Genomic DNA, 18,122 nt, shown 5'->3' with positions numbered 1-18,122 from the left:
CGCGGCTCACCCGTTTCGTGCGAAAGCCGCCAGCCGCCGTTCCCACCCGGTGATCTCGTCGTCGTGGGGCCGCCGCCCTGCCGCGGCGGACCAGCAGCCGGCCAGCACGTCGAAACCGAGGTGGTGCAGGTCGCTGTGGGCGGGCCAGCGGGCCGCCGCCCATGCCGGTTCGTTGTGGGCCGCGTCGATTCCCGCCAGCGACGAACTGTGCAACTCGAACGTCAGGTCTCGGCGCAGCGGCAGCAACGCGTCGCCGTGTACAGGGGCACGAAGAGCCCGCATGGTCAGTCCGGTGAACACCGCCACCCGCCGGTCGGTCCAGCGCAGGACGCGCCGGTGTGCGTGCCGGTCCACCGTCCACAGGACGATCAGCGCGACGGACACGCCGACCGCCGTCTCCACCAACCGTTCCCACACGACCGGGGCGACCGCGGCCTGCGGTTGGCCGGTGTTGCCGATCAGGATGGCGAGCGGGGTGATGAAGACGACGGCCACGCCGTAGTTGCGGGTGACGAACAGTTCGAACAGCAACTGCAGTGCCATCACCGTCAGCACCAGCCACACCCCGCTGAGGTGGAGGGAGAACAGCACCGCGAAGACCACCACGCCCACCACGGTCCCGGCGACGCGGTGGATGCCCCGGTAGGTGCCCAGGATCCGGTCCGGACCCTGGTGCAGGACCAGTACGGCGGTGATCACCGCCCAGTCGGGCCGGTCGGTCCCGATCGCGACCGTGGCGCCCCCGGCCACCAGGCAGGCCACCAGCACCCGGGTGGCCGCGGTCCAGGCGTGACTGTCCGGGTGCAGCGCCCGCAGGAACCGGTAGTGCACCCCGGGCCGCGGCATCGGCGGCTGCGGTCGGACGTCGTCGAGGTCCGAGTCCGGGTCCAGGCTGGGGTCTCGGCGGATGGCGCCGGACAGCCGCACCTGGGCGGCGGAGAGGACCTCGACGAGCGGGTGTCCGCGGGCCACCAGTCCGCCGTCGTAGAGGCTCTGCCACGCCACCTGCAGCATCTGGGTCGCCCGGTGCCGCAGCGCGGGTGTTCCCCGGCCCGCGGCCTGCCGGGCCACGTAGTCGTCGACCGCGGCGGTGGCGGCCGCGGCGGCCACCACCTCCGGCCCGTGCGGTGTCCGCAGCGCGCCGACCATCGAGACGGCCACCGCGCTGGCTCCGCCGAGGGCACACCACAGCGCAATCTCGGTCGGGCTCATGCCGGACTGCACGTTCAGCGCGCCGATCTGGGTGGTGAGGACGAGGAACCAGACGCCGGGTGGGCCGAGCCGCAGGGCGTCGACGGTGTAGGTCCCGACCACCGCGACCGCCGACATGACCAGCACCACCCACATCAGCAGGGCGGGTGATCCGCCGTCGGCGATGGCGTGGCGCACCGGTTCGCCGACGAGGCCGCCGACCCAGGACGCGGCCACCAGCGCCAGCGCCGCCAGCGCGACCACCTTCCACCGCGCGCGGTACGGCCTGCCCTCCCCGTAGATCACCGCGAAGGCGCCGATGGTCACGGTCAGTGCCTGCTGCGGGTAGCCGAGGGCGACCGCGGCCAGCGCCGGGATCCCCATCGCGAACGCCGCCCGGGTGGCGCCGGGCCAGCGTCGTCCGGCGGGCGGCAGCCCGAACAGGACCTGCCGAGCGGGTGCCGGGGACGGCGGGCCGTGCGACTCAGGCACGGGGCGCGGCCGAGCGGGGCGGGGGAGCTGACACGGAACTGATCGTAGTGACCGTCGAGGCTCATGCTCGTCGGGTGATGCGGCGGCGGCCCCGGGGCTGATGCGATCGAGCCTGTCGTCGTCGAACAGGAGCGCGTTGTGAGTGTGGATCTCGAGAAGCTGGCCGCGAAGGCCTACGTGTACGGATTTCCGTTGGTGTTCAACCTCGACCAGGTGCGGCGCTACGTCACCACCGGCGTCGGATCCAACCCGGCGGCGCCGTTCAACGAGTTCAGCCACGCCGCCACGCTGGCCGGGCCGCAGGACACCTTCGTCTCCATCAACAACGACACCGTGTACTCGATGTGTCAGCTGGACCTCACGAACGGTCCGCTGCTGCTCGAGGTCCCGGACACCGGCGGCGCGTACTACGTGCTCCAGTTCGTGGATGCGTGGACCGACAACTTCGCCTACGTGGGCAAGCGTGCCACCGGGACGGCCGCGGGGCGATACCTGCTGACCCCTCCGGGCTGGACGGGACAGACGCCGTCCGGCGTCACCCGGATCGCGTTCCCCACTGCGGTCGCGTCGATCGTGGGTCGGTGGGCCTGCAGTGGCGAGGCGGACCTGCCCCGCGTCCGCGCTCTGCAGCAGCAGCTCGGGTTGGCGGCAGTCGGCGAGCAGACGCGGCCGCTCGGGTTGCCCACGCCTGATCCGAATGTGCCGGAGGCACTGGTGTTCTGGGAGAAACTGCGGGCGTACCTGCTGGCGTACCCGCCCGCCGCGCGGGACCTGCCGCTGCAGCAGGCGTTTGCGCCTCTCGGCCTGCTCGAGTCCGGGGACAGCCCGTATCCGGCGGCCGACCCGGACCTGGTGGCCGCGCTGGCGGCCGGGGCGAAGGCCGGTCACGACGGGCTCGTCGCCGCGCTGAGGTCCGGTGCCGGGGACGCCGTCGTCAACGGCTGGCACCAGCCGTTCCACGTCTTCGACTACAACGACGACTTCTTCGAGGTCGGCACGATCGACTCGCCGCAGTGGCGGATCTCGGACCGCGCGAGGGCGATCGGGCTGCGGGCGGCCGCGGCAATGGGCGGACTGTGGGGCAACCACGGCTACGAGGCGGCGTACTCCCCGGTCTACCTGGACGGCGACGGCGACGAGTTGACGGGTGAGCGCAGCTACACCCTGACCTTTGCCCAGACGCCGCCGGTGGACGCGTTCTGGTCGATCACGATGTACGACGTGCCCGACTACTACCTGGTGGCCAACGAGATCGGCCGGTACTCGATCGGTGACCGTACTCCCGGACTGGTGTACGGAGCCGACGGCTCGTTGACCCTCACGCTCAGCGCGACCGCGCCCACCGATCCGACCGCGAGGGCGAACTGGCTGCCCTCCCCGGCTGGTCGCTTCCGGCCGCTGCTGCGGATGTACACCCCGCGGCCCGAGGTGTTCGACGGAACCTACGAGATTCCACCGATCATCAAGGCCTGAAACACTTTTACCGCGATCTGAAGGAGCAAGATGGGCGAGTTGCTGCTGTTGTTGGTGCCGGAGATGATCGGCCTGATCGTCACGCCCGCCGCGATCGCGGGCTGCGTGCTGCTGCTGCAGTCGCACGAGCCGATCCGCAATGCGTTGAGCTTCGGCGGCGCGTTCCTGTTGGTGTACACGGTGATCGGGGTGGCGGCGCTGCTGGGCGGGGCAGGCGACCAGTCGGCGACCTCGCAGACCGTCTCGCACTGGGTCGGGGTCTGCGTCGGCGTGCTGTTCCTGGTCGTCGGTTTGGTGCAGTTGGCGAAGCGTTCGAAACTCGGTGCGGAGAAACCGAAGTGGGTCGTCGAGCTGGAGGAGGCGACGCCGCGGCGGTCGTTCGCCATCGGGTTGGTCCTGGCGAACCTCAACCCGAATCTGTTCATCATGCTCTCGGGGATGACCATCATCTCCAGCTCGGACTCGACCTGGCCGCAGGCCCTGCTCGGGACGGCGTTGCTGCTGCTGGCGGCGTGCCTGGACTTCCTGGTGCCGATCGGCGCCTACCTGCTGCTCGGGGACCGGGCGCGGCGCGGGTTGGACACCGCGAAGAACTGGATGGTCAGTCGCAACAAGGAACTCGGTGTGGCGGTGTTCCTCGGATTCGGCGCCCTGTTCACGATCCGCGGTGTGCTGGCGTTGACGTAGCGGCGGGGCCGGGCGGCTACGGCGCGTCCTCCGGGTCGGCGTAACACGGTCGCACCCCGACATCCATCGGGAACCGGACCGCGGTGTCGCCGAACAGAAGTCGCGTCGCCGCGGCCGTCGCGTCGAGCACGTGCCGGGTCGCGGCGGCGGCGTCGCGGCAGTGCACCACCACCTCGTCGTGCTGGAAGAACACCAGCTCGGCGTCGGCGGAATCGGCGAGCCGGCGTCGCAGCTCGGCCAGCAGGCACAGCGCCCACTCGGCGGCGGTGGCCTGGACGACGAAGTTGCGGGTGAACCGGCCGCGGGCGTGCGCGTCGCCCTCGGACCACCAGCGATCGTCCGGTGGCGGGCAGGCGCGGCCCAGCCAGGAGTGCACCACCTCGCCGCGCTCGCCGGCCCGGGCCGCCTCCTCGACGTACTGCACCGCGACCGGAAACCGCTTGCGCAGCATGGCGAGCAGTGCCCGGGCCTCGCCCGCGGTCGCGCCGTAGAGCACCCCGAGGATCGCGACCTTGGCCTTGGCCCGGTCGCCGTCGAACACCTCCGCGGCCACCGGCGCGTACAGGTCGTCGGCGCCCGCCGCCTCCACCATCAGCCGGTCGCCGGACATCGCGGCCAGGATGCGGGGTTCGAGCTGCCCGGCGTCCGCCACCACGAAGGTGTGGCCGGGATCGGCAATGACGCTCGAGCGCAGCGTCTTCGGGATCTGCAGCGCCCCGCCGCCGCGGCTCGCCCAGCGGCCGGAGACCACGCCGCCGGGCACGTACACCGGCCGGAACCGGTCGTCTCGCACCCAGGCGTCCAGCCACGCCCACCCGTTGGTGGTGTGCAGCTTCGCGAGGTCCCGGTAGCGCAGCAGCGGTTCCACGGCGGGGTGGTCGACCTCGCGCAACAGGTACGCGCGGGTGGAGGGCAACTCGACGCCGTCCCGGGCGAAGGCTTCCACCAGTTCGGGGTGCGACGCGGGATTGACTCTTCGGCCGAAGGCTGCCTCGATCTCGTCGGTGACGTCCAGAATCCGTTGTGGCACCGCATCACCCGACGTCCGTGGTCCCAACGCACGGGTGAGCAGCTCGTGGTGGGCGGCGGCCGAGAACGGCAGTCCGGTGTGGCTCATCTCCGCCGCCGCCAGCGCGCCGGCCGACTCGGCGGCGACCAGCAGCCGCAGTCGTGGGTCCGCGCCGATCCGGTCGAGCTGGTCGGCATGCTCCGAGAGCACCTCCGCGGGGTCGCGGGAGGGCGTGGCGTCGAACAGCCCGGGCCGGTCGTCGACCGGGGCGGCCGCGGCGACGGGCGGCTGCCCGGCCCGGGTGCGCAGCAGCGCGCCGGTCAACGCCAGGTCGTGGCAGCGCCGGACCGTCAGCCCGGCGCGCAACACCGCGGGGTAGACGGCCGCGGTGTCCGGCCACACCCAGCGCGGGTGTTCGGGCTCGAGGGCGCGGACCGCGGCGACCGGGTCGGGGAAGGCCAGCGGTGCGCCGACCGGGCGGCCGGCGTCGTCGGTACGGGTCACGTGGGTGTGCTCGGGCCCGGGCACCGTCACGATCCTCACCCCGGCCAGTGTGCCGTGCCGCGGCCAGGAGGTGGCGCGGCGGTCCGGCTATGCCGGGTGCGCGCCGTGCCGGATCTCCTCCCGGTGGGAGGCGAACCCGAGCGTCTCGTAGGTCACCAGCGCCAACAGCACCGCGGCGAGCAGGCCGAGCGCGGCCAGGGCCGGGAGCTGCCCGGCGAGCGGGATCAGCAACAGCAGCACCGCCGCCGTCGCGACCCGCAGGGCGTTGACCGGGCCCATCGTCGCGGTGACGTACGCCTTGAAGGCGGCCAGCCCGAGCAGGTACACCGCCGGGCCCGCGAACAGCGCCACCAGGGGCGTCCCGTGCAGCGGTTCGGTGAGCGAGTGACTGCTGCCGTCGCCGGCGTAGTTCAGGACCTTCTTCAGGCCCACGGACAGCAGCACGACACCGATCACCAGCGGCAGGTGCAGGAAGCTGTAGCCGCCGCGGGCCAGCCGGATCTGCCGCTCGCCGGTCGCCGCGGCCAGGGCCCGCTCCGCGGCGAGGGTGGTGGTGTCGAAGTAGGCCCACCAGAGCAGGCCGGAGACGGCCAGGCCCAGCATCGAGCCGACAATGATCGGCCAGGACACCGGCAGGTGGGCGACCCCGACGCCGATCGAGACGATCGACTCGCCGAGCGCGATGATCACGATCAGGCCGTGACGCTCGGCGAAGTGGCTCGGCGAGTTCAGCCGCCAGCCCTCGCCCCCGAACAGGGTGCCGAGATAGTCGCCGACCAGCGCGGCCACCCACATCGCGGTCTGTGCGGCGCCGCTGAGCTGCGACGCCACCAGCAGCAGCGTGGTGCCGGTTGCCATCGACGGGACGAAACGCAGCAGCTGCCGGCGAAGTTGGGGGTCGTCGGCGCTGACCAACCAGAACGTGACCAGGTGCATCAGCCGCACGAAGAAGTAGCCGGCAGCGAAGACCACCGGCCCGGACAGACCGCCGGGGATGTCCTCGAACGCCTCGGGGATGGTGATCGCGACGACGAACATCGCCCCCATCGCGAAGAACAGGGACACCCGGGCGAAACCCTCGTCGGCACGGATCACGTTGCCCAGCCAGGCGTAGCCGATCCAGCACCACCACAGCACCGCCATCGCCAGCAGCCCGCGCACCAGGTTCCGTGCAGAGCCGTCGTCACCGGCCATCAGCTCGGTGACCCCGGTCAGCGCGAAGACGAAGACGAGGTCGAAGAAGAGCTCCAGCGGAGAGACCGACGAGCGTTCCTCGGTAGCCTGCAGGCGCACGTGCCGCGAGGTGTTCACCGGCTAATGGTGCCACCGACTGAGGTGGTGTCGGGTGCCGTCGGTAAGCTAGAAAATTGGACTTGTTACCAGTTCCCAGATCCGGAGGTTGATTGGCGTGGCGCTCGTCGTGCAGAAGTACGGCGGATCCTCGGTGGCATCTGCCGAGCGCATCCGACGCGTCGCTGAACGGATCGTGGAGACCAAACGGGCGGGCAACGACGTCGTCGTCGTTGTCTCGGCCATGGGCGACACCACCGACGAGCTGCTTGACCTGGCACAGCAGGTCTGCCCGTCGCCGCCGGCGCGTGAGATGGACATGCTGCTGACCTCCGGGGAGCGCATCTCGAACTCGCTGGTCGCGATGGCGATCCACGCGTTCGGCGAGGAGGCTCGCTCGTTCACCGGCTCGCAGGCCGGGGTCATCACCACGGGCGCTCACGGCAACGCGAAGATCATCGACGTCACACCGGGCCGCGTCCGGGACGCACTGGACGAGGGCTCGATCGTGCTGGTCGCCGGGTTCCAGGGCGTCAGCCAGGACAGCAAGGACGTCACCACCCTCGGCCGGGGCGGCTCGGACACCACCGCCGTCGCCCTCGCCGCCGCGCTGAACGCCGACGTCTGCGAGATCTACACCGACGTCGACGGCATCTTCAGCGCGGACCCGCGGATCGTCTCCGACGCGCAGAAGCTGGACACCGTCTCCTTCGAGGAGATGCTCGAGATGGCGGCGTGCGGGGCGAAGGTGCTCATGCTGCGCTGCGTCGAGTACGCCCGTCGTTACAACGTGCCCGTGCACGTCCGTTCCTCGTACACCACCAAGCCCGGCACCATGGTGTCCGGATCGATGGAGGACATTCCCGTGGAAGAAGCCATCCTCACCGGCGTCGCGCACGACCGCAGCGAGGCGAAGGTCACCGTCGTCGGTCTGCCCGACGTGCCGGGCTACGCCGCCAAGGTCTTCCGTGCGGTTGCCGACGCCGAGATCAACATCGACATGGTGCTGCAGAACATCTCGAAGGTGGAGACCGGCAAGACCGACATCACCTTCACGCTGCCCAAGACGGACCTGGCCGCCGCGGTCGAGAAGCTGACCGCGCTGCAGGCCGAGATCGGCTTCTCGGAGATGCTCTTCAACGAGGAGATCGGCAAGGTCTCGCTCGTCGGGGCCGGCATGAAGAGCCACCCCGGCGTCACCGCCACGTTCTGCGAGACGCTCGCCGAGGCCGGCATCAACATCGACCTCATCTCCACCTCCGAGATCCGTATCTCGGTGCTGGTCAAGGACTCGGATCTCGACGACGCGGTGCGCGCGATCCACAAGGCATTCGATCTGGGCGGCGCCGAAGAGGCTGTCGTCCACGCGGGAACGGGACGCTAGACATGGGTCTGACAATTGCAGTGGTCGGCGCCACCGGACAGGTCGGCGCCGTCATGCGCGGCCTGCTCGAGCAGCGGAACTTCCCCGCGGACAAGGTGCGCTTCTTCGCGTCCGCGCGCTCGGCCGGCAGCACGCTGACCTTCCGCGGCGAGGAGATCGTCGTCGAGGACACCGCGGCCACCTCCGACGAGGACCTCGCGGGCATCGACATCGCGCTGTTCTCGGCGGGTGCGACCCTCTCGCGCGCGCAGGCCCCCCGATTCGTCGCCGCCGGCGCCACCGTCATCGACAACTCGTCCGCGTGGCGCAAGGACCCCGAGGTCCCGCTGGTGGTCAGCGAGGTGAACCCGGAGGAGGCGAAGAACCCGACGAAGGGCATCATCGCCAACCCGAACTGCACCACCATGGCCGCGATGCCGGTGCTCAAGGTGCTGCACGACGAGGCAGGCCTGCAGCGGCTGATCGTCAGCAGCTACCAGGCGGTGTCCGGCAGCGGACTCGCCGGCGTCGAGGAACTGGCCTCCCAGGCGCGCGCCGTCATCGACGACGCCGAGAAGCTGGTGCACGACGGCGGCGCCGTCGCGTTCCCCGAGCCCAACGTGTACGTCGCGCCGATCGCGTTCGACGTGATCCCGCTGGCCGGTGCGCTGGTCGAGGACGGCAGCGGCGAGACCGACGAGGACCAGAAGCTGCGCAACGAGAGCCGCAAGATTCTCGGCCTGCCCGACCTGCTGGTCAGCGGCACGTGCGTGCGCGTTCCGGTGTTCACCGGGCACTCCCTGGCGATCAACGCCGAGTTCGGCAACCCGCTGTCCGTCGAGCGCGCCAAGGAACTGCTGGCGGACGCACCGGGCGTCGAGCTCGTCGACGTCCCGACCCCGCTGAAGGCGGCCGGTTCCGACCCGTCGCTGGTCGGCCGGATCCGTCAGGACCCGGGCGTCCCCGGCGGTCGCGGACTGGCGCTGTTCGTCTGCGGCGACAACCTGCGCAAGGGTGCCGCGCTCAACACCATCCAGATCGCCGAGCTGCTCGTCGCGCAGTAGCCAACCGCTTTCCGTTTCTCCCCAATGTCACATCGGGTACTCATGGGGTATCCAATGTGACATTGGGGAGAAGTCGTTTCAGGGTGCGGCCATGAGGGCGGGGCCGCGGAGCAGACGCCCGAGCGGGCCCTCGTCCAGGGCCAGGGCCTTGACGATCGCGGCGGCCGCGACGATCACCCCGGACAGGACGAACATCCAGCTGATGGTGGTGAACACCAGGCCGAGCGCACCGAACTTGCGCTGCGCCGAGTCGGCCGCCAGCGGCAGGTAGATCCGGCCCCCGATCCGGACCAGCGCCAGTCCGGCGGCGGTCAGCGCTGCGGTCGCCCACAGCAACCGCCCGGCCAGCCGACCCTCGGTGAGCAGGTACGGCACCGCGGTCCACAGCGCGAACCAGATGCCCAGTTCCAGGGCGAAGGCCAGTGGCACGTCGAACCAACGAACCCCGGTCAGGTGCTGGGTGCCGCTGATCAGGCCGACGGAGATCGCCACCGCGAACAGCACGGCCACCCAGCGCCAGCCGCGGCGGACCGACAGGGTCGGGATCTCCCAGACCCGGCCGTAGAGCCGGCCCAGCGCGCGGGCGAAGGAGGTGCCGGACAGGATCACCATGAGCAGGCCGAACACGCCGAATGTCGCGAACGTGGGGGCGTCGGCGGTGACGGCGTCGACGGTCGTGGTGGTCAACCCCATCGAATACGGGTCGATACCGAGCTGCTCGGACATGGAGTCCGCGACCGGGTCGAGGTTTGAGATGGTGCCGACCGCGATGATCACCGGCAGCACCGAGATGAACTCCTGCGCGGCGAGAGTCATGGCACGGTCGGCCAGCTCGATGTCGACGATCGCCTTGATCACCCGCGCGACCGTCCGGCCGACCGAGGTCCGCTTCAACCAGCCCCGGGCCGTCTGCTTCTGGACCTCGAGGGCCTCCTTGGCCACGGCCATCGAGAGCTTGGACGACTTCCGCGCCCGGTTCGGGGACCTCACCGGGTTCCTCGGGCGCTCCACGGGGTTCGCGGTCACGGGGACGTGGACCTCGGCGTCAGCGACGCACGGACCGCCGTGGTCGGGGGGATCGTCCAGGTCAGGCGACGACATTCGATGTGCGGACCCGGTCCGCCGGCCAGCCCACGGTCAGGCCCCAGATGACGCCGACGTTCAGGGCGATCAGGATGACGGAGAGCCACGGCTGGGTACCGATCCAGGCAACCTGACCGATCGCGTTGAGCAGGGCGAGTGACACGCCGAAGACTCGCGCCCAGGTGGCGCCGGCCAGCAGACCGATTCCGGCGATCAGGAGCAGGATGCCCCAGATGATCAGCACCCAGCCGGCGCGGTCGTAGTCGAGGATGATCAGCTTCTCCTCGCCGGCGAAGATCCGGCTGGGCGCCGTGAGTGCGACGATGCCCTCGATGGCGTTGAAAGTGCCGATCATGACGAGCATCAGGCCGGCGAATACGCCCCAGCCTCCGGGGGTCTTGTCGTCCATGGGGTTCCTTCGTTCTGGGAATGCGTGACGGCGTCGGTCGGATCAGGCGTCGGTCGGATCAGAGGAAGAGCGCGATGATGACCGGCGCGGTGGTGAGGATGAGGGCGACCAGCGCGACGATGGCCACAGCCTTCGTGCTGCCCTCGGACGACGTGCGATGTTCGTTCGACATGGCGTCGACGCTATGGGCCTGCCGGCGGTTGGGCGTCACCCGGAACGGGTGAGGACGTCTCGGGCCCGCGCCGAGGGCGCATCTGCGGGGGCATCGCCCGAGTGGGGCGGGGAACAGGTGCACACTCGACGCATGAACGGTGGACAGGACGCATCGACGACGGGGGCGCTGGACGGGATCCGGGTGCTCGAACTGGGGTCGCTGATCGCCGGGCCCTATGCCGGCCGGCTGCTCGGGGACCTGGGCGCGGACGTCATCAAGATCGAGGCGCCGGACCGGCCGGACCCGCTGCGCACGTGGGGCCAGGCCGAGCAGGACGGCTACCACTTCTTCTGGACGGTGCACGCCCGGAACAAGCGGTGCATCACCCTGGACCTGCGGGTGCCGGACGGCCAGCAGGTGTTCCTGGACCTGGTGGCGCAGTCGGACGTGGTGATCGAGAACTTCCGGCCGGGCACCCTCGAGCGGTGGGGCCTGGGATACGACGTACTCGCGCAGCGTAATCCGGGCATCGTGCTGGCGAGGGTCTCGGGGTACGGCCAGACCGGACCGCTGGCCGGCCGCGCGGGGTACGCCTCGGTGGCCGAGGCGGTCAGCGGGTTCCGGCACCTCAACGGCTACCCGGACCAGCCGCCGCCGCGGATCGCGTTGTCACTCGGGGACACCCTCGGCGGCATGTTCGCGGTGCAGGGGGTACTGGCGGCCCTGGTCGCGCGCCACGCCACCGGACGCGGCCAGGTGGTGGACGTCGCGCTCAACGAGGCCTGCCTCGCGGTGCAGGAGTCCACCATCCCCGACTACGACCGCGGCGGAATCGTGCGCGGGCCGTCCGGGACCCGGCTCGAGGGCATCGCGCCGTCCAACCTCTACGCCACCCGCGACGGCAGCTGGGTGGTGATCGCCGCCAACCAGGACACCGTCTTCGCGCGGCTGTGTGCGGTGATGGGGCAGCCGGAGCTGGCCGCCGACCCGCGGTACGCCGACCACGTGGCCCGCGGCCGGAACCAGGACGAGCTGGACGACCTGATCGCGCAGTGGGTGGCGGTGCAGGACAGTTCGACCCTGGTGGACCGGCTCACCGACGCGGGGGTGGTGGCCGGGCCGGTGAACACCGTCGCCGACGTCGTCGAGGACCCGCAGCTGCTGGCGCGGGAGATGATCGTCGACCACTACGACGAACGGATCGGCGCGGCGGTGCGGGGCCCGGGGGTGGTGCCCAAGCTCAGCGCGACCCCCGGCTCGGTGCGGTCCGCCGGCGCGCCGACCCCCGGCACCCACAACGCCGAGGTGTACCGCGAACTGCTCGGCCGCGATGCCGAGGACCAGGCCCGACTGCACGCCGCGGGGGTGATCTGAGATGGCCGGATCTGCAGCGGAACCCCCTGTGCGCGTGGAGATTCGGGAGGTCGGCCTGCGCGACGGGCTGCAGAACGAGGCGCCGGTGAGCCTGGAGGCCAAGGCGCTGCTGCTCGACGCCGTCGTCGCGACCGGGGTGCGACGCGTCGAGGCCACCGCCTTCGTCTCGCCGCGGGCGGTGCCGAGCATGGCCGACGCCGAGCAGGTCGCGGCGCTGCTGCACCGGTGGCCGGACGTGCGGTTCTCCGCGCTGGTCGCCAGCCCGGGCGGCGCGCGGCGGGCCGTCGCGGCCGGAATCACCGACCTCGAGTACGTGGTGTCCGCGGGCGACGGGCACAGCCGCGCGAACGTCCGGATCGGCACCGAGGAGGCGACCGAGCAGGTCGCGGAGGTCGCCGCCGTGGTGCACGACGCCGGCGGCAGTGTCGAGGTCATCGTCGCCACTGCCTGGGACTGCCCGTTCGACGGGCCGACACCGCCGGAGCGGGTGCTCCGAGTCGTGGAGCGGGCATGCGAACTCGGCGCCGACGAGCTCGCGATCGCGGACACCATCGGCACCGCCACCCCGGTGCGGGTGCAGCGGCTGATCGGCGCGGTGCGCGATCGCGTCGGCCCGGTGACGTTGGGTGCGCACTTCCACAACACCCGCGGCGCGGGCCTCGCGTGCGCCGTCGCGGCGGTCGGCGAGGGCGTGCTCCGGCTCGACGCGTCGGCCGGGGGACTGGGCGGCTGCCCGTTCGCCCCGGGGGCCAGCGGCAACATCGCGACCGAGGAACTGGTCTACCTGTTGCAGGACATGGGCATCGAGACCGGCGTCGACCTGCAGCGCTCGATCGACGCCGCCCGGGTGGCGCAGGACGTGGTGGGGCACCCGGTGCCCAGCAACCTGCTGCGCGCCGGGGACCGGAAGCGGTAGGCGGCCGCCGGGTCGTCGCTAGCGGAGCTGGTCGCGGCGGACGTAGGTGCTGCCCAGGCTCGCGGCCGCCGCGCGCACCGCGGAAACCTGCATCTCGGGTCGAAACCGGCTCGTCGGGCCGGTGACGCTGATCGCCGCGACCGGCTCGTCGTCGCGCCCGAGGACCGGAGCGGCCACACACGTGATGCCCAGCGCCGATTCCTCGCGCTCGAACGCGACCCCGGTCTCGACCACCTTGGTCAGCTGTCTGCGCAGGATGCCGGGTGCCACCACGGTGTGCGGGGTGCGCCGGACCATCGGTGCCGAGAGCACCTCGCGCTGCAACTCCGGATCCGAGTAGGCGAGCAGCGCCTTGCCGATCGCGGAGCAGTGCAACGGAATCCGGCCCCCGGTGCGGGACGGGGCGTTCGCCTGGCGGTGGCCGCCGATCTTCGCGACGTACACGACGTCGTGGCCGTCCCGGATGCCGAGGTGCACAGTTTCGTGGGTCCGCTCGTACAGGTCCTGCAGGAACGGCATCGCCATCTCGAGGAGGCTGCGCTCGAGCGAGGCGAGCATGCCGAGTTCGAACAGGCCGCCGCTGAGCCGGTAGCCGCTGTCGACGCGGTCGAGGAGCCTGTTCGCGACCAGTTCGCCGGCGAGGCGGTGCACCGTCGCCTTGTGCAGTTCGGTCCGCCGGACGAGTTCGGCGAGGGGCAGGGCCTGGTCCTCCGGGCGGAAGGAGCGCAGGATCGTCACCGCCTTGCCGAGGACGGTGTCGAGGTTCGCGGGACCGGGCATCGTTCGAGCGTATCGCTGAGTGAGACGAATGGCTGGTTTGCTCGACCGAGTGCAGTAACAGTGTGTTCATGAGTACGAATTCCATCGCGGCGAGCGAGTCCGACCTCGCCGCCGCCGCGGACCGCCTCGCGTCCGCCGCCGCGTCCGGCGTGCCCTGCGCGCCGGTGCGGGACCTGATCGGCGCCGACGACCTCGCCGCCGCCTACGCCGTGCAGCAGCGGGTCAACGATGGCCGGCTGGCCGCGGGCGCCGTCGTGGTGGGCCGCAAGATCGGCCTGACCTCGGTGGCCGTCCAGCAGCAGCTCGGCGTCGACCAGCCCGACCTCGGCGTCCTGTTCGGCGACATGGACTTCGCCAACGGCTCCGACATCCCGATGAGCCGGCTGATCCAGCCCAAGATCGAGGGCGAGGTCGGGTTCGTGCTGGCCGCCGACCTCGCGGAAGGCCCGTTGGACGCGGCCCAGGTCCGCGGCGCGATCGACTACGCCGTCGCCGCCCTGGAGATCTGCGACAGCCGCGTCGAGAACTGGGACATCCGCTTCGGCGACACCGTCGCCGACAACGCGTCGTCCGGCGTCTACGTCCTCGGCACCGAGCGTCGCACCCTCGACGAGGTGACCCCGGTGGACGTGACCATGTCGATGGAGGTCGACGGCGTCGAGGTCTCCAACGGCACCGGCGCCGCCTGCCTGGGCGACCCGATCGAGGCCGTCGTGTGGCTCGCGCGCGCCGCCCGCGACCTCGGCCAGCCGCTGCTCGCCGGTCAGGTCATCCTCTCGGGTGCACTCGGCCCGATGGCGCCCGTCGCCGCCGGCAACACCGTCACCGTCACCGTGTCCGGACTCGGAACCGTCACCGCCCGATTCGTGGAAGAGAAGGAAGCATGAGCAAAGTCAAGGTCGCGATCATCGGATCAGGCAACATCGGCACCGATCTGATGATCAAGGTGCTCAACCATTCGGACCACCTGGAGATGGGTGCCATGGTCGGCATCGATCCCGCGTCGGACGGCCTGGCCCGCGCCGCCGCCCTCGGCGTGCCGATCACCGCGGAGGGCGTCGAGGGTCTCGTCGCCCTGCCGAACTTCGACGAGATCGAGATCGTCTTCGACGCGACGTCGGCGAAGGCGCACGTCGTGAACAACGACCGTCTCGTCCCCCTCGGCAAGCGGATGATCGACCTCACCCCGGCTGCCATCGGCCCGTTCGTGATCCCCGCGGTCAACGGCGACGACCACCTCGACGCCCCGAACGTCAACATGGTCACCTGCGGTGGCCAGGCCACCATCCCGATGGTCGCGGCCGTCTCCCGGGTGGTCCCGGTGGCGTACGCCGAGATCGTGGCGTCGATCGCATCCAAGTCGGCCGGCCCGGGTACCCGCGCCAACATCGACGAGTTCACCGAGACCACGTCCAGCGCGATCGTGTCCGTCGGCGGCGCCAAGCGCGGCAAGGCGATCATCATCCTCAACCCCGCCGAGCCGCCGCTGATCATGCGCGACACGGTGTTCTGCCTGGTCGACGCCCCGAACCCGGAGACGCACGACGAGATCCGCCAGTCCATCGAGAAGATGGTCGGCGACGTCTCCGCGTACGTGCCCGGCTACCGGCTCAAGCAGCAGGTCCAGATCACCGAGATCCCCGCCGACCAGCCGGTCGAGACCCTGGTCGTCGAGGGCAACCGCCCCACCCACCAGGTGTCGATCTTCCTCGAGGTCGAGGGAGCGGGCCATTACCTGCCCGCCTACGCGGGCAACCTCGACATCATGACCTCCGCTGGACAGCAGATCGCGGAGCGGATCGCCCAGAAGAAGGAAGCCACCCGATGAGCACCAACCCCACCATCTTCGTCCAGGACGTCACCCTCCGCGACGGCATGCACGCGGTGCGCCACCGGATCTCGCCGGCGGACGTCAAGCGGATCGTGTCGGCCCTCGACGCCGCCGGTGTCGACGCCATCGAGGTCGCGCACGGTGACGGCCTCGCCGGCGGCTCCGTCAACTACGGCCCCGGCTCGAACACCGACTGGGAGTGGATCGAGGCCGCGGCCGAGTCCATCCAGAACGCCCGGCTGACCACCCTGCTGCTGCCCGGTGTCGGCACGATCGAGGAGCTCAAGCACGCGTACAAGCTGGGCGTGCGCTCGGTGCGCATCGCCACCCACTGCACCGAGGCCGACGTCTCCGCGCAGCACATCGAGACCGCCCGCGAGATCGGCATGGACGTCTCCGGCTTCCTGATGATGAGCCACATGGCGCCCGCCGAGGAGCTCGCGAAGCAGGCCAAGCTGATGGAGTCGTATGGCGCGCACTGCGTCTACGTCACCGACTCCGGCGGACGCCTGACGATGAACGGGGTCCGCGACCGCGTCCGGGCCTACAAGGAGGTCCTCAACGAGGGCACCGAGATCGGCATCCACGCCCACGAGAACCTCTCCCTGTCGGTGGCCAACAGCGTCGTCGCAGTCGAGGAAGGCGTCTTCCGCGTCGACGCGTCGCTCGCCGGGCACGGCGCCGGCGCGGGCAACTGCCCCATCGAGCCGTTCATCGCGGTCGCGGACCTGCACGAGTGGAAGCACGGCTGCGACGTGTTCGCCCTGCAGGACGCCGCCGACGACATCGTCCGGCCGCTGCAGGACCGGCCGGTCCGCGTCGACCGCGAGACCCTCACCCTCGGCTACGCCGGCGTGTACTCGAGCTTCCTGCGGCATGCGGAGACGGCGTCGCAGCGCTACGGCATCGACGTGCGCACCCTGCTGCTCGAGGCCGGCAAGCGCAGGTCACGATCATGACCGGTGCGCCCCGGGCCTGACGGCTGCAGCACGTGAATGCGTCGCCGGCGCCCTCATCCGCAGAGGGTGAAATCGGCATCTGGGCCTGCCCGCGGTCTCCGCCACCGGGGGATCATCCCTGGTATGGCGTCGACTGAGGGATCTCAACCGCTGGACACGTCGGAGAGAGCGGAGCTGCTGCGACTGCGGGCGCAGGTGGCCGAGAGCGCGGGGGTGCGGCGTCGGGGGCTGCACAATGCGCTGCGGTGGACCCTGTCGGGGTTCCTGATCCTGCTGGTCGCGCTGCTGACGGTCGGGTCGCTGGTCGCGCGGTTCACCAACAGCCAGATCATGGACACCGACCGGTACGTGCAGACGGTGGCCCCGCTCGCGAGTCAGCCCGAGGTGCAGGCCGAGATCGCGGACCAGGTCACCGACCAGCTGTTCGGCCGGCTGGACATCGAGAAGATCACCGCGGACGCGCTGACCGCGCTGACCGAGACCGCGCCGCGGGTGCCGCAGCAGGTCGTGGGCCTGGCCCCGGTGATTGCCGGCCAGGCGAAGAGTTTCATCCACGAGACCGTGCTCTCGGTCGTGCAGACCGACCAGTTCGAGCGTGCCTGGGTGGAGGCGAACCGGATCGCCCACCAGAAGCTCGTCGCGGTGGCGACGGGCGACACCAGCGTGGTGGAGATCGACGAGAAGGGCACGGTCAGCGTCCCGCTCGGCCCGATCCTGACGAACGTCGGAGACCAGTTGGTCCAGCGGGGTTTCGCCTTCGCGGACAAGATCCCGGACATCGACGTCGAATTCGTCCTCTTCCAGTCGTCCGACCTGGTCAAGGCGCAGAAGGCGGTGCGGGCCCTGAACAGCGCCGCGACCTGGCTGCCCTGGCTGGCCGTCGTCGCCGCCATCGGCGCGGTGTTTGCGGCGCCGCGCGGCCAGCGACTGCGGGCACTGGCCCTCGTCGGCCTCGGGGTCGCCGTGGCGACGGCGTTGCTCGGGCTGGCGCTGAACGTCGCGCGGTCGGTCTACATCGACGACATCCCCAGCGACGTGCTCTCACCCGCCGCTGCCTCGGCCATCGTGGACACGCTCAGCGTGCCGCTGAAGACGACCGTGCGGGCCTTCTTCGCGCTCGGAGTGGTGGTCGCACTGGTCGGCTACCTCACCGGCGGGTCCCGCTCGGCGTTGGCGGTCCGCAGCGGATTCCGTCGCGGCGTCGACGCGCTCCGCCGGCTCGGGGCCGACCGTCCGCCCCGGCCCTACGAGGTGTGGGCGGCCAGGTTGCGGGTGCCGCTGCGGGTGGCGATCGTCGCCGTGGCGGTGGCGATCCTCCTGTTCTGGCGCTACCCGACGGGGCTCGTGGTCGGATTGATCGCGTTGTTCGCGGTGGTCGCGCTGGTGGCGCTCGAGGCGGCCGTCACATCGTGTGAGGACGGCCGACGGCAGGTGCACACTCGGCATGCCGCCGCGCGGCCCGGTCGCGCCGTCTCAACCCTTCGGACTACATCGGTAACGCTCCGGCTGTCAACGCCGAAGTAAAGGCAAGCCCATGGCGGAA

At 70.8% G+C, this 18,122-nt stretch carries 16 protein-coding genes; 10 read left to right on the top strand and 6 right to left on the bottom strand.

Annotation, left to right across the window (positions count from 1 at the left end; genetic code table 11):
- Window positions 1–6: 6 nt before the first annotated feature.
- The gene (locus tag AC1DWC_RS20745; protein WP_477911070.1) at window positions 7–1,683 is read right to left on the bottom strand and encodes an FUSC family protein; all 1,677 of its coding nucleotides are present in this window, start codon (window positions 1,681–1,683) and stop codon (window positions 7–9) included.
- A 138-nt stretch (window positions 1,684–1,821) separates the two neighbouring features.
- Between AC1DWC_RS20745 and AC1DWC_RS20740 the strand changes: the two genes are divergently transcribed.
- Window positions 1,822–3,156, top strand: coding sequence for a DUF1254 domain-containing protein (locus AC1DWC_RS20740; protein ID WP_477911068.1), 1,335 nt, complete (start codon window positions 1,822–1,824; stop codon window positions 3,154–3,156).
- A gap of 30 nt (window positions 3,157–3,186) precedes the next feature.
- A complete protein-coding gene (locus tag AC1DWC_RS20735) occupies window positions 3,187–3,843 on the top strand; it encodes a GAP family protein (protein WP_477911066.1) in 657 nt (218 codons plus the stop codon).
- A gap of 16 nt (window positions 3,844–3,859) precedes the next feature.
- On the opposite strand, the gene AC1DWC_RS20730 is transcribed toward AC1DWC_RS20735, so the two are convergent.
- Both AC1DWC_RS20730 and AC1DWC_RS20725 read right to left on the bottom strand, forming a co-directional pair.
- Window positions 3,860–5,395: a bifunctional 3'-5' exonuclease/DNA polymerase gene (locus AC1DWC_RS20730; protein WP_477911064.1), complete on the bottom strand. Its 1,536-nt coding sequence runs from the start codon at window positions 5,393–5,395 to the stop codon at window positions 3,860–3,862.
- 48 nt (window positions 5,396–5,443) lie between these two features.
- Window positions 5,444–6,667, bottom strand: a complete 1,224-nt coding sequence (locus AC1DWC_RS20725) for a low temperature requirement protein A (protein WP_477911062.1) — start codon at window positions 6,665–6,667, stop codon at window positions 5,444–5,446.
- A 97-nt stretch (window positions 6,668–6,764) separates the two neighbouring features.
- On the opposite strand from AC1DWC_RS20725, the gene AC1DWC_RS20720 reads away from it, so the two are divergent.
- The gene (locus AC1DWC_RS20720; RefSeq protein WP_072846631.1) at window positions 6,765–8,030 is read left to right on the top strand and encodes an aspartate kinase; all 1,266 of its coding nucleotides are present in this window, start codon (window positions 6,765–6,767) and stop codon (window positions 8,028–8,030) included.
- A gap of 2 nt (window positions 8,031–8,032) precedes the next feature.
- Window positions 8,033–9,073, top strand: a complete 1,041-nt coding sequence (locus AC1DWC_RS20715; RefSeq protein WP_477911060.1) for an aspartate-semialdehyde dehydrogenase — start codon at window positions 8,033–8,035, stop codon at window positions 9,071–9,073.
- Window positions 9,074–9,151: 78 nt separating this feature from the next.
- Here AC1DWC_RS20715 and AC1DWC_RS20710 read toward each other — a convergent pair whose 3' ends face one another.
- Both AC1DWC_RS20710 and AC1DWC_RS20705 read right to left on the bottom strand, forming a co-directional pair.
- The gene (locus tag AC1DWC_RS20710; RefSeq protein WP_477911088.1) at window positions 9,152–10,021 is read right to left on the bottom strand and encodes a hypothetical protein; all 870 of its coding nucleotides are present in this window, start codon (window positions 10,019–10,021) and stop codon (window positions 9,152–9,154) included.
- A gap of 139 nt (window positions 10,022–10,160) precedes the next feature.
- A complete protein-coding gene (locus AC1DWC_RS20705) occupies window positions 10,161–10,565 on the bottom strand; it encodes a DUF7144 family membrane protein (protein ID WP_477843967.1) in 405 nt (134 codons plus the stop codon).
- 304 nt (window positions 10,566–10,869) lie between these two features.
- Between AC1DWC_RS20705 and AC1DWC_RS20700 the strand changes: the two genes are divergently transcribed.
- Both AC1DWC_RS20700 and AC1DWC_RS20695 read left to right on the top strand, forming a co-directional pair.
- Window positions 10,870–12,093, top strand: a complete 1,224-nt coding sequence (locus AC1DWC_RS20700) for a CaiB/BaiF CoA transferase family protein (protein ID WP_477911058.1) — start codon at window positions 10,870–10,872, stop codon at window positions 12,091–12,093.
- A gap of 1 nt (window position 12,094) precedes the next feature.
- Window positions 12,095–13,009 carry a hydroxymethylglutaryl-CoA lyase gene (locus tag AC1DWC_RS20695; protein ID WP_477911056.1) on the top strand — a complete coding sequence of 305 codons (915 nt, stop codon included), beginning with the start codon at window positions 12,095–12,097 and terminating at the stop codon, window positions 13,007–13,009.
- A gap of 18 nt (window positions 13,010–13,027) precedes the next feature.
- Here the strand turns inward: AC1DWC_RS20695 and AC1DWC_RS20690 are convergent, their stop codons facing one another.
- Window positions 13,028–13,789, bottom strand: a complete 762-nt coding sequence (locus AC1DWC_RS20690; protein WP_477911054.1) for an IclR family transcriptional regulator — start codon at window positions 13,787–13,789, stop codon at window positions 13,028–13,030.
- Window positions 13,790–13,857: 68 nt separating this feature from the next.
- Here AC1DWC_RS20690 and AC1DWC_RS20685 point away from each other — a divergent pair, with 68 nt between their 5' ends.
- The 4 genes from AC1DWC_RS20685 (at window position 13,858) to AC1DWC_RS20670 (ending at window position 18,103) form a co-directional block, all read left to right on the top strand.
- Window positions 13,858–14,676 (top strand): 2-keto-4-pentenoate hydratase, encoded by an 819-nt coding sequence (locus AC1DWC_RS20685; protein WP_477911052.1) that lies wholly within the window; start codon window positions 13,858–13,860, stop codon window positions 14,674–14,676.
- Window positions 14,673–15,617 (top strand): acetaldehyde dehydrogenase (acetylating), encoded by a 945-nt coding sequence (locus AC1DWC_RS20680; protein WP_477911050.1) that lies wholly within the window; start codon window positions 14,673–14,675, stop codon window positions 15,615–15,617. The genes AC1DWC_RS20685 and AC1DWC_RS20680 overlap by 4 nt, the downstream gene beginning before the upstream one ends.
- Entirely contained in the window at window positions 15,614–16,579 is a 966-nt protein-coding gene (gene dmpG, locus AC1DWC_RS20675; protein ID WP_477911048.1) for a 4-hydroxy-2-oxovalerate aldolase, read from the top strand. The genes AC1DWC_RS20680 and dmpG overlap by 4 nt, the downstream gene beginning before the upstream one ends.
- A 123-nt stretch (window positions 16,580–16,702) precedes the next feature.
- Window positions 16,703–18,103 (top strand): hypothetical protein, encoded by a 1,401-nt coding sequence (locus tag AC1DWC_RS20670; RefSeq protein ID WP_477911046.1) that lies wholly within the window; start codon window positions 16,703–16,705, stop codon window positions 18,101–18,103.
- Window positions 18,104–18,122 lie beyond the last annotated feature (19 nt).

It is taken from the genome of Rhodococcus sp. P4_C10 (genome assembly GCF_056402135.1).
This window is presented reverse-complemented; position numbering and strand designations above follow the sequence as displayed.

Excerpts from the sequence above, each read along its gene's own strand:
- AC1DWC_RS20735 (WP_477911066.1), top strand. The coding sequence starts at position 3,187 with ATGGGCGAGTTGCTGCTGTTGTTGGTGCCGGAGATGATCGGCCTGATC.
- AC1DWC_RS20715 (WP_477911060.1), top strand. The coding sequence starts at position 8,033 with ATGGGTCTGACAATTGCAGTGGTCGGCGCCACCGGACAGGTCGGCGCC.
- AC1DWC_RS20710 (WP_477911088.1), bottom strand. The coding sequence starts at position 10,021 with ATGGCCGTGGCCAAGGAGGCCCTCGAGGTCCAGAAGCAGACGGCCCGG.
- AC1DWC_RS20705 (WP_477843967.1), bottom strand. The coding sequence starts at position 10,565 with ATGGACGACAAGACCCCCGGAGGCTGGGGCGTATTCGCCGGCCTGATG.
- AC1DWC_RS20700 (WP_477911058.1), top strand. The coding sequence starts at position 10,870 with ATGAACGGTGGACAGGACGCATCGACGACGGGGGCGCTGGACGGGATC.
- AC1DWC_RS20695 (WP_477911056.1), top strand. The coding sequence starts at position 12,095 with ATGGCCGGATCTGCAGCGGAACCCCCTGTGCGCGTGGAGATTCGGGAG.
- AC1DWC_RS20690 (WP_477911054.1), bottom strand. The coding sequence starts at position 13,789 with ATGCCCGGTCCCGCGAACCTCGACACCGTCCTCGGCAAGGCGGTGACG.
- AC1DWC_RS20685 (WP_477911052.1), top strand. The coding sequence starts at position 13,858 with ATGAGTACGAATTCCATCGCGGCGAGCGAGTCCGACCTCGCCGCCGCC.
- AC1DWC_RS20680 (WP_477911050.1), top strand. The coding sequence starts at position 14,673 with ATGAGCAAAGTCAAGGTCGCGATCATCGGATCAGGCAACATCGGCACC.
- dmpG (WP_477911048.1), top strand. The coding sequence starts at position 15,614 with ATGAGCACCAACCCCACCATCTTCGTCCAGGACGTCACCCTCCGCGAC.
- AC1DWC_RS20670 (WP_477911046.1), top strand. The coding sequence starts at position 16,703 with ATGGCGTCGACTGAGGGATCTCAACCGCTGGACACGTCGGAGAGAGCG.